The organism is Mesorhizobium silamurunense (genome assembly GCF_014843825.1).
Lineage (GTDB): Bacteria > Pseudomonadota > Alphaproteobacteria > Rhizobiales > Rhizobiaceae > Mesorhizobium > Mesorhizobium silamurunense.
The window spans coordinates 1-15,815 of sequence record NZ_JHQR01000063.1 but is presented as its reverse complement, the minus strand read 5'-3'; the positions used below and the strand labels follow the sequence as shown (position 1 = coordinate 15,815).

Below are 15,815 nucleotides of genomic sequence, written 5' to 3'. Positions count from 1 at the left end.
CCCGCTGAGGCGAGCACCGCACCGTCAATATTCGCGTTCGTAAAAGACACCGCCCTTGGCTTCGCCCGCGTCGTTGGCCTCGCCGCGCAGCTTCACGCCGCGCCCGACATTGAGGTCGATCGTCGCCTTGCCGGAGCCCGGTTTGTCGCCCTTCTGGATCGTCACATAGGTGCGGTCGTTGAGGTATTTGCCGGCCGAAACCGCGGTGCCGCCCTTCTCGTCCGTCGTCACATCGAGATCGTCGACGCCGATCGCGCTGCGCAGATTGTCGAGCAGCGAGGTCGTGCCGCCGGCGCCGGCCAATTGCGCGGCCGCATCGGCAAGCTGGGCGATTTGCAGCGGCGACAGATTCGACATCGAGCGGCCGAAGATCAGTTGCGCCAGCACCTCGTCTTCGGGCAGCGCCGGCACGGAGGAAAAGTTGAACTTGGGATTGGTCGCTTCTCCGGAGACGACAATGGTGACGGTGGCGCTGCTGGTCGTCGTCGTCGCCGTCAGGTTGAGATAGGGCACCAGCGAACCCTGGAACCCGACCGTGCCCTCGGTAAAGGTCAGCCGCTTGGCGAGGATCGTCAGCCGTCCGCGCTGCAAGGTGAAGGTGCCGACGGCCTGCGGCGCGGATGCCGGACCGGTCAGCTTCAGCGAGCCGCCGAGCTCGGCGTCGACGCCCCTGCCCTGGATGAAGATCTGGTTCGGCGCGTTTACCGTCACGTCGAGGACAAGGCCGCTGCCGCTGTTACCGCTGCCGCTGGATGTCGGCGGGTTCAGCGCCCTGTCCTGCGCGCGAACCGCGCGCGGCGCGTTCTTGTGCTTCACATCCAACGCCGAGAGCGACCCCGGCAGCTTTTCCGGCACGGTGATGACCGTCTTCGCCAGATTGATGGTGCCGGCGATCACCGGCGCCGACACGAGCGGCCCCTTGATGGTCAGGTCGCCGCCGAGGTTGGCGGTCACCACCCTGCCGTCGGTATAGCGACCATCGGTAAGCTTGATCGACAGGTCGGCCGGAAAACCCTGCGCCGGCGTGATGCCGACGGTGCCGCTGGCCGAAAGGCTGCCGCGCGTCGACAACGTGCCGGTCAGTCGGTTGATCCTGGCGACGCCGCCACCGATCGAGACGTCGGCCGCGATATCGTTGACCGCAAGCCCGGAACGCGCGTCGATGAGGCGTGCGCCGGACGTCGTGACTTTGCCGCTTATCACCGGCGCGGATGCAGGACCGCGCACCTGCACATCGACATTGGCGGTGCCGTTGAGCGCAAGGCCTTGCGCGGCGAGTTTCGAGGCAAGGAAGGAGAACGGCACCTTGCCGTTGAAGTCGAGCGCCAGGGTCGGCGTACCCGCTGTCGTCACCGTGCCGCCACCCTTGAGACCTAGGCCGGCGCCGTCGCTGATATTGGCGTCGAAGGCGAGCTTGTTGCCGGCAAAGGTTCCCGACGACGATACATTCATGCCGCCGAGGCCGGCGCCGCGCGTCTGCGAGGTCTGTACGCCGGAAGCGTCGACCTTGAAGGCGACCGCCGGCGTGGCCGACGCGCCGGATACCTTCACAGTGCCGGAGATCGAACCTGCCGCATCGAGGCCGGCCGAGAAACTGTTGGCGAGCGAGACCGGCACCCTGGCCAGATTGGCGTTGATGTCGAGCGTCTGTGCGACCTTGCCCGTCACCGTCGCCGTGCCGCCGCCAAGATTGAGCACCAGCCGGTCGAGCGTCGTCGCGCCGTTGGCAATGGTCACCGTCGAGGCCTGCGCGATCGCCACCTTGATCCCTTGCGCCGTCGCCTGGCCCGACGCGAGCTCGATGGTCGTCGTGCCGTTCGCCACTTTCACCCGGCCGGCCGCCTTCGCCGGAATGTTCTTGACCGTGGCGCCGCCGGAGAAGCCGGTCCAATCGCCGTCGCGCTTCAGGTCGACATCGATGCCGGTGACGGCAGTGCCGCCTGAAGTCACGCTTTCGGCGCGAACCTTGCCGGAGATGACAGGTGCGGCAAGATAATTGGCGATCTGCGCATCGATGGCGACGTTCTTGGCGGAAACGTCGCCGCGCCTGATCGCAGCCGTGCTTGCCTTGATGGCGACGTTCGACCCATTTCCCGCTTTCGAGAATGCGATCGTGCCACGCACGTCGCCTTCCGCTTTTTCCAGCGCAAGTGCGGCCAGTGGCCCGATATCGGGCAGGTCGAGCGACACTGTGCCCACCGGCACGAAGGCCTCGTCCAACGCGAGATCGCCGGAAATCTTGTTCGATCCCAGCGACAGCAAAAGCCCGTTGATCGCGCTCTTGCCGCCGGTGGTGGCGAGCACGGCATTGCCCTGCAGCGGCTGCCCGGCGACATTGCCCGTCAGTTGCACATTAGCCGCCGGATTGGCGGCATCCGCCTTGCCGGTCGCGGTCAGCTTCAGCCCGGTGATTTCGCGCGCCGCCACCGAAAGCCGGTCGCTGTCGACCGTCAGCGACAGATCGGGCCCCATGATCGGACCTTGCGCATTCAGGGCAAAAGCGATGGCGCCCTTGGCGTCTTTCGACAGCAGCGAAACGTCGCTCAATGCGCCTCTGACATCGGCGGCGACCTTGCCGTCGGCAAGGCTCGCCTGTCCGTCGGCGCTCAGCGCGCCCGAATTCAGCTTCAAGCCGTTGACATTGACATTGCCATTCGCATCGCGCTTCAGCCCGGCGCTCAACTGCGCCCTCTCGCCAAGCATGCCACGCACCGCCGCTGGCAGTGCGGACGAAGCAACTTCGGCTTTCAGATTGAGGTCGACGGCACCGTCACCCAGGGATATCCGGCCAGCGACCTGGCTATTGAGCGCATCGCTCTTGAACGAGCCGCTGTTGACGGCGACGGCGTCGGTCGTGAGCCGACCATTGACCTCGGCCGTGACCTTGCCTGCGATCAGCGGCGCGATCATGGGATTGTCGAGGCCTATTCTGTCCACCGAGACCGTGCCGGAAACCGGACCTGCCCGGCCCTTGAGGTCGAACGCATCCGAATGCAGCACCAGCGCCAGACCGTCCACCTTCGCCTGGCTGGCGGCAATGGAAGGTAGTATCGCGGACACATCCAGCCGCGCTTGGGTGCTTTCGCCTGCCATCCTTGCTGACAACGACTGGACCTTGACCTTGACCGGGCTCTCGGCACTGCCGAGTGTCAGCGGCAGACTGGGTCCGGATGAGGTGAGGTCAAGGGAAAAGTCGCTGGCGCCATTGGGATTGATGGTGCCGGCAGCCCTGCCCGAAATCCCGTCACCAGAAAGCGTGGCGTGGTCCAATGCTACACCGCTCCCCAGCGTATAGCTGCCGGCGGCATCGAGATTGAGCGGCCCGAGCCCCGCCTGACGCGTCTGGCTGGTCTCGGCGCCGGCGAGCTTGGCGTTGAACTGAACATCGGGGTTGGACGAAGGACCCGTGACATGCGCCGTGCCTTCCAGCGTTCCGGCTGCGTCGAGGCCGGGCACGAGATCATTGGCGAGCGCCGCCGGCAGGCTGGCGAAATTGGCCGTAAGGTCGAGTGTCTGGCCAGCGCTGCCGGAAACCGTCGCCGTGCCGCCACCGAGATTGAGCGCGAGCTTTTCGACGCTGGTGACGCCGTTCGCGATTGCGAGGCTCGAAGGCTCGGCGATCGCCGCCTTGATGCCGCGCACGGTCGCTTCGCCGGACGCGATCTCGACGCTGGTCTTGCCGTTGGCAATCTTCACGCGACCGGTTGCGGTGGCCGGAATGCCCGACGCCGTCGCGCCGCCGGAAAAATTGGTCCAGTCGCCGTCGCGCTTCAAATCGATGCCGATGCCGCTGATCACCGTGCTGCCGGAAGTCACGCTGTCGGCCTTGATTGTGCCCGAGATCGCCGGACCCTTGAGGTAGTTGGCGATCAGCGCGTCGACGGTGATCGTCTTTGCCGCCAGCTCGCCGCGCGCGATCGAGGTGCTTGCCGCATTGATGGTGACGTTCGGCGCCTCGCCATCCTTGGCGAAGGCGATCGTGCCGTTGATGTCGCCGGTCGCCGCCTGACCGCCGAGCGCCGCCAGCGGCGCGATATCGGGAACGGCCAGCGTCAGCGTACCGAGCGGCAGGAACCGGTCGTCGAGCGCGAGATCGCCCGAAACCTTGTTGTCGCCGAGCGCAAGGCTAAGCCCCCTGATCGAGCGCTTGCCATCGGCGGTCACCAGCGAGGCTCTGATGTCGAGCGGCTGCTCCTCGGCGCTGCCGGTCAGCGAAACGTCGGCCGACGGGTTGGCGATGTCGGCCTTGCCCTTTGCCGAGAGCTTGATGTCCTTCACCGTGCGGCCGGCGGCCGTCAGGCTGGCGCTGTCGGCCGAGACCGAGAAATCCGGCGCCCAGCGCGGGCCGCTTGCGCTCAGCGCGAAATTGATCCCACCGGCGAGCGGCGTGCCCGCCAGCGACGACAGCGCCGATACATCGCCCAGCGTTCCCTTGAGGTTGGCCTGGATGTCGGAGCCTTGCGCGCTGGCGGTGCCGCTGGCGCTGAGCGAGCCGGAGGTGAGTTCCAGCTCATTGGCCGCGAAGGCGCCTTCCGGATCGCGGGTCGCGGTGGCCGAGAATTTCACCCGTTCGCCAAGCAGCGAGCTGATCTGCGGCGGCAGCGCCTTCGATACGGCGTCGGCGTTCATCTTCAGCGTCATCGAGAGATCGGCGAGCGAGACGCCGGCGGTCAGCGCGGCATTCAGCGCGTCGCTGCGCAGCGTGCCATGGTCGACGGTCACGGTCTCGCGGCTGATCGAACCGGAGAGATCGGCGGCGAGCTTGCCCGTCACCAGCGGCGCCAGCGTCGCCACGTCGGTCTTCAGGCCGGTGGCGGCGAGCTTGACGCTGACCGGGCCGCTGCGGTTTTCGACATCGAAGCCGTCGGAGTGGATTTCCCCCGTCACATTGTTGAGCTGCGTGCCGCCGACAGCGATCGAGGCCAACGAGGTGCCGATGTCGACCATCGGCGCCTTGCCATCGCCAAAGGCGCGCGCGGTCGCCTTCCCGACCGCGACCAGGATCGGCACCGCGCTGGTGCCGACATCGATGGTGACGGGCTTGTCCTTGGCGGAAAGCTCGACGGCAAGGTCGCTGGCACCCTTCGGGTCGACATTGCCGGTGGCCGTGCCGTGAACCGTGCCGCTCTCGATAGTGGCGCGCTCGATATCGACGCCGCCGGTCGTGGTCGCCGTCGCGGCCACGTCGAAGTTCGTCTTGCCGGCAAACAGCGACTTGAACTTCTCCGGCAGGAAGCGCTCGAATTCGCCGTCGCCCTTGGCTTCTACGTAGTGCCCCTTGTCGTTCAACTGATGCCGGCCGGTGAGCTGGGTGACGATCTGGCGGTCGACGACGAAGGTGCCGATGCCGCTCCAATTGGCGAGCGGCCCGGTTCCCGAAACGACGATATCGACGGGCGGCGCATCGGGGAGCTTGAGCAGGTTGGCGATGATGCCGCCGGCCGGCTCCGAGGCCTTGAGATCGAGGTCGAGCTTGTTGTCGGCCGGCGCGAAATGGACCTTGGCGTCGACATTGCCTTGCTTGCCGTCATGCCGGGCGACGTTGAGCACCGTGTCGATCGCCAGCGGCGACGGGTCGGCCTTGAGCGAGCCCTTGGCGGCAAGTTCCGCAATGCCGCTGCCGGCGAGTTCCTGCCCGAGCGCGATCTCGGGCAGGTCGATCTCCCTGACGTCGATCGAAACCGGCAGGCCGGTCGAGCCGCCTTGTGACGGCTGCTGGCTGGCTTGCGGCAACCGCGCCAGCTCGATGCGTTCGGCCGCGATGCGGTCGGCGTTGAAATTGCGCGACAAGAGCGCAGTGGGCGACCAGTCGAGCGCCACCTTGCGCGCCACCAGCCAGGGTCCGGCGCGATCCTCCAGCACGACATGGTCCAGCCGCAACGCGCCGGACCATATGCCTTCGATGCCGCTGACGGTGACCTTGCGATCCTCGGTAGAGGCCATTTTCGAGATCAGGCCGGTGAGATTTTGCCGGCCCCCTTCGGTCCCGGTCAGAACAACGAGCGCGCCGATCGCCACCACGAGCAGCAGGAGCAGCGTGTAAAGGCAGATGCGAAGGATGCGCCAGAATATCTTCATCGTCAGAACGCCTGACCGATACCGGCATAGATGCCGAAATGCGGATCGCTCGGATCGCGGTTGAGCGGCACGGCGGCATCGATGCGCAGCGGCCCGAATGGCGTAAGATAGCGCAAACCGACGCCGGCGCCGACCTTGACGTCCGAGAAATCCGGGAAGGATTTCGTCGAGACAGTGCCGGCATCGACGAAAGGCACGATGCCGATCGTGTCGGTGACGGCGATGCGCATCTCGACCGAAGTCTCGAAGAAGGACAGTCCGCCGATCGGCTGGCCGTCGATGTCCTTCGGGCCGATACCCTGATAGGCATAGCCGCGCACCGAGCCGCCGCCACCGGAATAGAAGCGCCGGTCGGCGGGCACGTTCTGCAGCCCGGTGCCGACGATAGAGCCGAGCACGGCGCGCTCCGCGAGCACGAATTTGCTGGCTGTATCGAGCGACTGGTAGGCGGAGCCTTCGCCCTTCAGCTTGAGGAAGGTCGAGCCGTTCAGGATATCGTAGCTCGGCTCGGCATAGGCGAGCGCGCGAAAACCCCTGGTCGGATTGAGCTTGTTGTCGCGGCTGTCATAGACATATTGCAGCGGAACGCTGGCGATCAGATAGGTGTGCTTGCCGAAGGCGTCGGTGATCCGCGAATAGTCGAGGGCGAATTCCGCCGAAACCCTCTGCTTCTTGTCGAGGTCGTAGGAGACGCCGATATTGCCCTTGACCGAGAAATGGTCATAGGCGTCGGGATGCTCGAACACCGTCTTGATGCCGGTGAAGAACTTCGATGTCGGTCCGAGCACGCCCGGCTTTTCGAACATGATGCCGGCATTGTAGTTGAGCGCGGAAATGCTGTTGCTGCCGATGCCGCTGATCGAACCGTCGATCCGCAGCTTCTCCGCCTGGCCGAACAAGTTGCGGTGGCCCCAATAGCCTTCCAGCCCCAGGCCTTCGGTATTCGAAAACGTGCCGCCGATGCCGAAAAAGCGCGGCTTGCGCTCGCTGACCTCAACGTCGATCGGGATATTGCCTTGGGCGTCGAGGCTGTCGCCTTCCTTGAAGGTCACGCTATTGAAGACCTCGAGCCCGAGCAGGCGATCGCGGGCATCGTCAATCTCTTGCGGCGAATATTGCCGGCCCCGCTTCAAGCCGGTCATGTATTCGGTGAAGTCACGGTCGACCTTCTCGGTGCCCTCGACCGTGGTGTCGCCGTAGCCGGCGACCGGACCGGCCGCCACCGTCAGCGTGACATCGAGGGTGGAGGTCGCGTGATCGGCGACGATCTCGCGGTCCGTCACCTTGGCTAGCGGCCTGCCCTCTTCCTTCAGAGCGCGTACGATCGCCGCTTCGGCCTTGAGCACCGCGCCCGATCCTGCATCGCCGCCGGCGATCAGGCCGAAATCGGCGCTTGCCAGGCCCGCGGCATCGCCTTTCAGCCTGATGTCGCCCAGCGTGAATTTCGGCCCGGCGGCGATGCTGACGACCACCGGGATGGGCTGCGGCCCCTTGAACTCGGCATCCGGCGGCAGTTCGTCTAGAGACTTGCCCTGGATGGTGATGGTGACCACGCCTTCGTAGCGAGCGTCGGCGTAAAGCGCGGCAACAAGCTGTTCGCGGTCGCTGCGCGCCTTGGCCATCAGGCCGAGCGACCCCGACACCGGATGCTCCTCGTCATTTTTAAGCGCCGAGGCATTCTCCAGTCTCTTGACCAGATCCTTGTCGGCGTCCGGCGCGTCGATGGTTACGGAATAGCGCAGCGGATCGACGATGTCGGCATCCTCGTCCTTGGATGAACCCCAAAGCTTGATGCCGAAAATCTCGAAGGCAGCCGCCGGGCGCGCTTCGCCGGCGAGCACGGTAGCGCAGACAAGCGCGAAAAGCAGGGCGCGCGGAAGCCCGCGCCCTGGAGCGATCCCTCCTGACATCTGCGTTTCATACGCCGGCATTAACACAACCTAGTCGACAAAACTAAAATTGGAATGAAGTTCTGAAACGCTCGTAAAGGGGCCACAATCCAATTGTCTGAAATAGACCGGGCTTGGAATTCACACCTTTTGCATCTTCGCAAGAAAGTGTGATCCATCTCATAGAGGTTCTGTCGAAATACCGGCCTTTGGCCGGCATGGAAACCGTTGGCAGGTTGAAAACCTGCCGCGTTCCGGCGTTGACAAGCCCGCTTGACGCTTGATCATGCCCGGACGCTGGCAGTGTCTGGAGGGTGATGTGGCAATGCGCGCGGCTCGTGGTCTCTCTTTCCTTCTGCTTCTCTTTTTCGCCCCTATTTTCCTCGCATCGAGCGGCGCGGCACTTGCGGCCGAAGCCCGGCGAATCGTGACGACGGACAATTCCGACTATTTCGGTTTCGACCTCAGGTCCGACCAGAATGTCAGCCTCGACCAATGCACGACGACATGCCTCGGCGACCCCGCCTGCCGCGCCTTCACCTACAACACCAAGGCCAAATGGTGCTTTCTCAAATCCGACTATAATCAGCTGAAACCCTTCAGCGGCGCCATTGCCGGCAAAGTCGCAAACGTCGATGGCGACCCCGATATCGGCGCGCCGCCGGCGCTTGCCTTCTTCCCCAACTGGATGGCCGACCAGGCCCAGCAGTTCCGCAACAAGCTGACCGATCCGGCCTATGACAAGCCGACCGAAGGGCTGGCAGCACTTCAGGCCGCGGCCGAGCAGGCGGCGCTGACTGGCGATCATCGTCTCGCCATGCAGAAATACCAGGCCGCCCTTTCCATCCTGCCGGACGACGGCGCGCTCTGGCTGGCGCTGGCGCGCGAGACGCTCGGCGTGCAGCCGGCTTCCAACACCTCCGAGCCCTCGACCTTGCCGGCAAACGTCACCTCGGCCGCTTTCAACGCCTACAAGCTGGTGCGTACCGCAAAGACCCGCGCCGAGGCGCTGGCGCTGCTTGGCGCCGGCCTCGACAAGCGCGACCTCTTCCGGCCGGCCATTCAGGCCTATGAGGCGAGCCTCGCGCTGGTGAGCTCGCCGGCCGTGCAGGCTGAATATGCCGATCTCAAGGCGCGCAAGGGTTTCCGCGTCATCGATCACTCGGTCGAGGCCGATTCCTCTTCGCCGCGCATCTGCGCCCAGTTTTCCGAGGAACTGGTCAAGACCGGCGTCGATTATTCGCAGTTCGTCACCGTCGACAACGCCGCCCCCAAGGCCGTCGAGGCCAAGGGCAAGCAGATCTGCGTCGAGGGGTTGGAACACGGCCAGCACTATGACGTGACCTTCCGCGCCGGCCTGCCGGCGGCGGTCGGCGAGACTATCGCCGCCCCGGTCGTGCTGTCGATCTATGTCCAGGACCGCGCCCCGTCCGCCCGCTTCACCGGCGACAGCTTCGTGCTGCCGGCCGGCGTCCGCCGCGGCATCCCGGTCGTCACGGTCAACATGACCGCCGCCAAGATGAAGCTCTACCGCATCGGCGACCGTTCGCTGGCGCAGCTTCTGTCCGGCTACCAGTTCCTGCATCAGCTCGACGGCTATGATATTTCCACCATTTCCGACCAGATGGGCGAGCCTGTCTGGGAAGGCACGCTGGACATCGCCAACGACCTCAACAAGGAGGTCACCACCTCGTTCCCGGTCGACCAGGCGATCCCGCAGCGCAAACCCGGCGTCTATGTGCTGACCGCGCAGCCGGTCGACGACAAGGGCGACGACTATGGTTCGCGCGCCACGCAGTGGTTCGTCGTTTCCGATATCGGCTTGTCCACCTATACTGGTCAGGACGGGCTCAATGTCTTTGCCCGCTCGCTCGGCTCCGCCAAGCCGATCGCCGGCGCTGAACTGACGCTGCTTGCCAAGAACAATGATATCCTCGGCACGGCGACATCCGACGCCAAAGGCCACGCCGTGTTCAACCCCGGCCTCACCCGCGGCGAAGGCGGCATGGTGCCGGCCGTGCTGATGGCCAAGCAGGGCGACAACGACTTCGTCTTCCTCGACATGGGCCGCGCCGGCTTCGATCTGTCGGACCGCGGCGTTGCCGGGCGTGCCGCGCCCGGCGCGCTCGACGTCTATGCCTGGACCGAGCGCGGCATCTACCGCGCCGGCGAGGATGTCCATGTCGCGGCCCTTGCACGCGACGGCGCGGCCAAGGCGGTCGACAATCTGCCTCTGACCTTCATCTTCACCCGTCCCGACGGCGTCGAGAACCGCCGCATCGTCACTGACGGCGCCTCCGCTGGCAGCCATGCCGTCGACCTGCCGCTCGAGGCCAACGCCATGCGCGGCACCTGGACGGTGTCGATCTATACCGACCCCAAGCAGGCGTCGGTGGCGAGCCAGATGTTCCTGGTCGAAGACTTCGTGCCGGATCGCATCGAGTTCGACCTGACGGCCGACAAGAAGGAGATCGCCCAGGGCGAGACCGCCAATGTCAGCGTCGACGGCCGCTTCCTTTACGGCGCGCCGGCCGCCGGCCTCGCGCTTGAAGGCGAGATGACGCTGTCGACCACGAGCAGCTGGGACCGGTTCGAGGACTTCACCTTCGGTCTTGCCGACGAGCAGTCGGCCGAGCCTTCCGTGACGCCTTTAGCCAACCTTCCCGTCGTCGGCGATGACGGCAAGGCGACCTTCCCGGTCTCTATCGACCAGTTGCCTTCGACCACCAAGCTGATCAACGCCAAGATCACCGTTCGCATGCGCGAAGCCGGCGGCCGCGCCGTGGAGCGCTCGCTCGATATCGCCGCGCATCCGGAAAAGGAAATGATCGGCATCCGCTCGGATTTCGAAGGCGGCGAGGTTCCGCAAGGCGGGACGGCGAAGTTCAGCATCATCGCCGTCGATCCGAATGGCAAGCGCGGGGAGCTGAAAGGCGCCCAGTGGTCGCTGGTCAAGGTCGAGCGCAACTACCAATGGTACCGCTCGAACAATTCCTGGAACTATGAAGCGGTCAACCTCACCAAGGCCGTCGCCAACGGGCAGATCGACCTCAACGCCGACGGCGAGGCGACCGTGTCGCTGCCCGTCGACTGGGGCCGCTACCGTCTCGAGGTCGAGACGGCAGACCCCGATGGTCCGGCGACCAGCTACGAGTTCGACGCCGGCTGGTATGTCGCCTCGACCACCACCGAGACACCTGACGGCCTGGAGATCGCGCTCGACAAGGACACTTATGCCGCGGGCGAAGTCGCCAAGTTGAAGGTCTCGCCGCATTTTGCCGGCGAACTGCTGGTCACCATCGGTGCGGATAAACTCTTGAAGACCGTCACCGCCTCGGTGCCGGCCGGCGGCAGCACGGTCGATATCCCGGTCGGCGATGACTGGGGCGCCGGTGCCTATATCACGGCAACTTTGTTCAGGCCGGGCGATGCGCAGGTATCGCGCATGCCGGCCCGCGCCATCGGCGTCAAATGGCTGACCGTCGATCCGGGCTCAAAGCAGCTCGCCGTCGCGCTGACGCCGCCTGAAAAGACCGCGCCGCGCCAGCAGCTGTCGATACCGGTTGCCGTCAACGGTGCGCAACCCGGCAGCAATGCTTATGTGATGGTCGCGGCCGTCGACGTCGGCATCCTCAACCTCACCAACTACAAGGCGCCCGACCCGGAGAACTGGTTCTTCGGGCAGCGCATGCTGGGCCTCGATATCCGCGACCTATATGGCCGCCTGATCGACGGCTCGCTCGGCACCACCGGCAAATTGCGGACCGGCGGCGACGGCGCCAGCATGCAGTCGCAGGGCAGCCCGCCGACCGAGAAGCTGGTCGCCTTCTTCTCCGGCCCGGTTGAGCTCGATGCCAATGGCAAGGCGCGGATCGACTTCGACATCCCGCAGTTCAACGGCACCGTGCGCGTCATGGCCGTCGCCTGGACCAAGGAAGCGGTCGGCCATGCTCAAACCGACGTCATCGTGCGCGATCCGGTGGTGATCACCGCCGGCTTGCCGCGCTTCCTGGCGCCGGGCGATGCCGCTACGATGCGCCTCGACATCGCCGACACCGACGGTCCCGCCGGCGATTACAAACTGTCGGTCACCGCGACCGGGGATCTCTCGACCGGCGACAAGCCCCTGCCCGAGAAGCTGACGCTTAGCCAAGGCAAGCGGCAGACGCTCTCCTTCCCGCTAATCGCAGCGACGGCGGGCGATGCTTCGATCACCGTCAAGCTTGCGCATGACAGCGGCACCGAGGTCGAGCAGACGCTCTATCTGCCGGTGCGCCCGGCGCAGCTTCCGATCACCAACCGCATGGTGGTCGACCTGAAACCCAATGGCGGCGCGCTTCGCGTCGACAAGGAGCTGCTCGCCGCAAGCGTGCTCGACGGTGTCTCGGTCAGCGTCGGCGTCTCGCAGACGGCGGCCTTCGACGTGCCTTCGCTCTTGATGACGCTCGACCGCTATCCCTATGGCTGCGCCGAGCAGACGACCAGCCGCGCGATGCCGCTGCTCTATGTCAACGACATGGCCACCAGCATCGGCATGGAGAGCGATCCTGACCTGCACGGGCGCATCCAGGACGCCGTCTACAAGGTGCTGAGCTACCAGGCTTCCAGCGGCAGCTTCGGCCTTTGGGGTCCGGGCTCCGGCGATCTCTGGCTCGACGCCTATGTGACGGAGTTCCTGACCCGGGCGCGCGAGCAGAAATACGACGTGCCGGCGCAGGCGATGAACCAGGCGCTGAACAACCTGCAGAACTCGCTGGGCTACGACCAGGACGTCCAGGACCGCGGCAGCGAGATCGCCTACGCGCTCTATGTACTCGCTCGCAACAAGAAGGCCTCGATCGGCGATCTGCGCTATTATGCCGACACGCAGCTCGAAGCCTTCTCCAGCCCGATGGCCGTCGCGCAACTGGCGGCGAGCCTGGCGCTCTATGGCGACACGCAGCGTTCGGAAGCCACCTTCCAGACGGCGCTGCGGCTGGCCCAGGCGAGCACCGAATATGACTACTACCGCTCCGACTACGGCTCGCCGCTCCGCGATGGCGCTGCGATGCTGGCGCTGGCTGCGGAATCGAAGCCGGTGCCGGGCATCGTGCCGCAGCTGATCAGGTTGGTCGCCAGGGAACGCGCCGACGCCCGCTGGACGAGCACGCAGGACGAATCCTGGATGCTGCTGGCGGCGCGGGCGCTGAAGGAAGGCAACGATTCCATCACGCTTTCCGTCAACGGCGCGCCGCATTCCGGTGGCTATTCCGACCGTGTCTCCGGAAGCGACCTCGAGGGCAGCCCGCTCACCATAGCCAACACCGGCACGACGCCGCTGCAGGCGGTGGTCACCGCGGTGGCCGCGCCAGTCGAGCCGCTGCCGGCCGGCGGCGACGGCTTCACCATCGATCGCACCTACTACAGGCTCGACGGCACCGAGGCCAATATCACCGAGGCCAGGCAGAACGAACGCTACGTGGTCGTGCTCAAGGTCTATGAGCAGAACAACTGGCCATCGCGCCTCTTGGTCACCGACCTGTTGCCGGCTGGCTTCGAGATCGACAATCCGAGCCTGGTCTCCAGCGCGCAATTGTCGAACTTTTCCTGGCTGGCGCAGACCGATGCCGCGCATCTGGAGTTCCGCGATGACCGCTTCGTCGCCGCCTTCAATCCGAACGAAGGCGACGGCGACCGCAACATCACGCTGGCCTATGTCGTGCGCGCCGTGACGCCGGGCACCTATGCCCATCCGGCGGCGACGGTGGAGGACATGTACCGGCCGCAATATTCGGCCCGCACCGCCTCCGGCATGATGGAGGTCAAGGCGGAGTAAGTTGCTCTGACGCTGGCGATCACAAAAATGGCGATTGCGCTGCCCCTCGTCCGCCTGCCCGTCCTCCGCAGCAGCTGCGCTGCAGCTGCGGAGGGTGGACCGGCACCTTCTCCCCGTGAGGAACGGGGAGAAGGAAGAAGCTCCGACGCTGACGCCCCCCTCCCCCCGTTCTTCACGGGGAGAGGGTAAGGGTGTGGGGCAGCGCCATGCTCTCCGGAAAATTCCTCAGGCGAACCGCCCTCGCAGGCATTTCGCTTGCCTGTTTTGCGGCCGCATCCATCGCCGCGCTTTGGGAACTCGACCGCTCCTTCCCGCCGCCTTTGCCGGCAAAGCTGACGGTCTCGACCGAGGTGCAGGACCGCGACGGCCAGCTCTTGCGCGCCTTTGCGACACCGGACGGCTACTGGCGGCTCGGGACCCGGCTCGACCAGGTCGACAAACAATTCGTCGACATGCTCGTCGCCTATGAAGACAAGCGCTTCTGGGACCACCGTGGCGTCGACCTGCTGGCGCTGTGCCGCGCCGCCGGTCAATTCGCCACCAGCGGCCACATCGTCTCCGGCGGCTCGACGCTCTCGATGCAGCTTGCCCGGCTGATCGAGCCGCGCGACAGCCGCAGCCTGGGTTCCAAGTTCAAGCAGATCCTGCGCGCCATCCAGATCGAGCGGCGGTTGTCCAAGCGCGAAATCCTCGAACGCTACCTGACGCTGGCGCCCTATGGCGGCAATCTGGAAGGCGTGCGCGCCGCCTCGCTCGCCTATTTCGGCAAGGAGCCGAAGCGGCTGACCGTGTCGGAGGCGGCCCTGCTGGTCGCACTGCCGCAATTGCCCGAGAAACGCCGGCCCGACCGCAACGTCGACATCGCGCATGCCGCGCGCGACCGCGTGCTCAACCGCATGGTCTCCGCCGGCTTGCTCGGCGAAAAAGAGGCCACGCGCGCCGCCCTCGACGACGTCTCCGGCCTGCGCCGCAAGCTGCCGGCGCTGGCGGCGCATGCGTCCTACGCCATGCTGCCCAAGGCCGAGCCTGGCAAGCCGCTGCAGCTGACCATCCGCAAAAGCGTCCAGCAGGGGCTGGAGCAGGTGGCAAGGGAGGCCGCCAGGAAGCTCGGCCCGAAACTCTCCATTGCCATGGTGATGGCCGATGCCCGCACCGGCGACATTTTTGGCGAGGTCGGATCGGCTGATTTCTTCGACGCCAGCCGCTCGGGCTGGATCGACATGACCAAGGTCGTGCGCTCGCCCGGTTCGACGCTGAAGCCGTTCATCTATGGGCTGGCCTTCGAGCAAGGCCTGATCGCGCAGGAGACGATCATCGAGGCCCGCCCCGCCGATTTCGGCGGCTACCGGCCGAAGAATTTCGACATGGGCTACCAGGGCGACGTCAGCATCAGGCAGGCGCTGCAGCTGTCGCTCAACGTGCCGGCGATCCGGGTGCTGGACGCCGTCGGACCGGCGCGGCTCACGGCGCGCTTCCGCCAGGCAGGCGTCAACCTGGTCCTGCCGCTCAACGAGGCGCCCGGCCTGGCGATCGGCCTCGGCGGCGCCGGCGTGACGCTGCGCGATCTCGTGCAGCTCTATACGGGCCTCGCCAATGGCGGCAAGATGCACACGCTGCATGACGGCACCGAGCCGGCCAATGCCGAGCGCACCACCGCCACCATCCTCGACGACCAGGCCGCCTGGCAGATCGACGACATCCTGTCCGGCGTGAAGCCGCCGGAAGGCGCTGCCCAGCGCGGCATCGCTTATAAAACCGGCACCTCCTACGGCTATCGCGATGCCTGGTCGGTCGGTTTCGACGGCCGCTACGTGCTTGGCGTCTGGGTCGGCCGTGCCGACGCCAGCCCCATCCCCGGCCTCTCCGGCTACGTCTCGGCCGCACCGATCCTGTTCGAAGGCTTCGTCCGCTCGGGCCTGGCCAGCGTGCCGCTGTCCGGCCGGCCGCCGGGCGTCTTCAACCCCAAACGCGAGGAATTGCCGGTGACGCTCGCCCGCTTCGGCGCCGGTTCGGACGGGCTGGTGCAGGCAAGG

General features: G+C 65.8%; 4 protein-coding genes. 2 read left to right on the top strand and 2 right to left on the bottom strand.

From position 1 onward, the window contains the following. Positions 1–24: 24 nt before the first annotated feature. Both DH10_RS07395 and DH10_RS07390 read right to left on the bottom strand, forming a co-directional pair. Complete coding sequence (locus DH10_RS07395; RefSeq protein ID WP_192243315.1) at positions 25–6,078, bottom strand: translocation/assembly module TamB domain-containing protein; 6,054 nt, start codon at positions 6,076–6,078, stop codon at positions 25–27. Positions 6,079–6,080: 2 nt separating this feature from the next. Then, positions 6,081–8,009 carry an autotransporter assembly complex protein TamA gene (locus DH10_RS07390; RefSeq protein ID WP_192243317.1) on the bottom strand — a complete coding sequence of 643 codons (1,929 nt, stop codon included), beginning with the start codon at positions 8,007–8,009 and terminating at the stop codon, positions 6,081–6,083. 277 nt (positions 8,010–8,286) lie between these two features. Here DH10_RS07390 and DH10_RS07385 point away from each other — a divergent pair, with 277 nt between their 5' ends. Together DH10_RS07385 and pbpC are read left to right on the top strand one after the other, a co-directional pair. Further along, a complete protein-coding gene (locus DH10_RS07385; protein WP_192384571.1) occupies positions 8,287–13,782 on the top strand; it encodes an MG2 domain-containing protein in 5,496 nt (1,831 codons plus the stop codon). Between the two features lie 206 nt (positions 13,783–13,988). Beyond that, positions 13,989–15,815: penicillin-binding protein 1C (pbpC, locus tag DH10_RS07380; RefSeq protein WP_192384577.1), on the top strand; the 1,827-nt coding region annotated here is incomplete at its 3' end.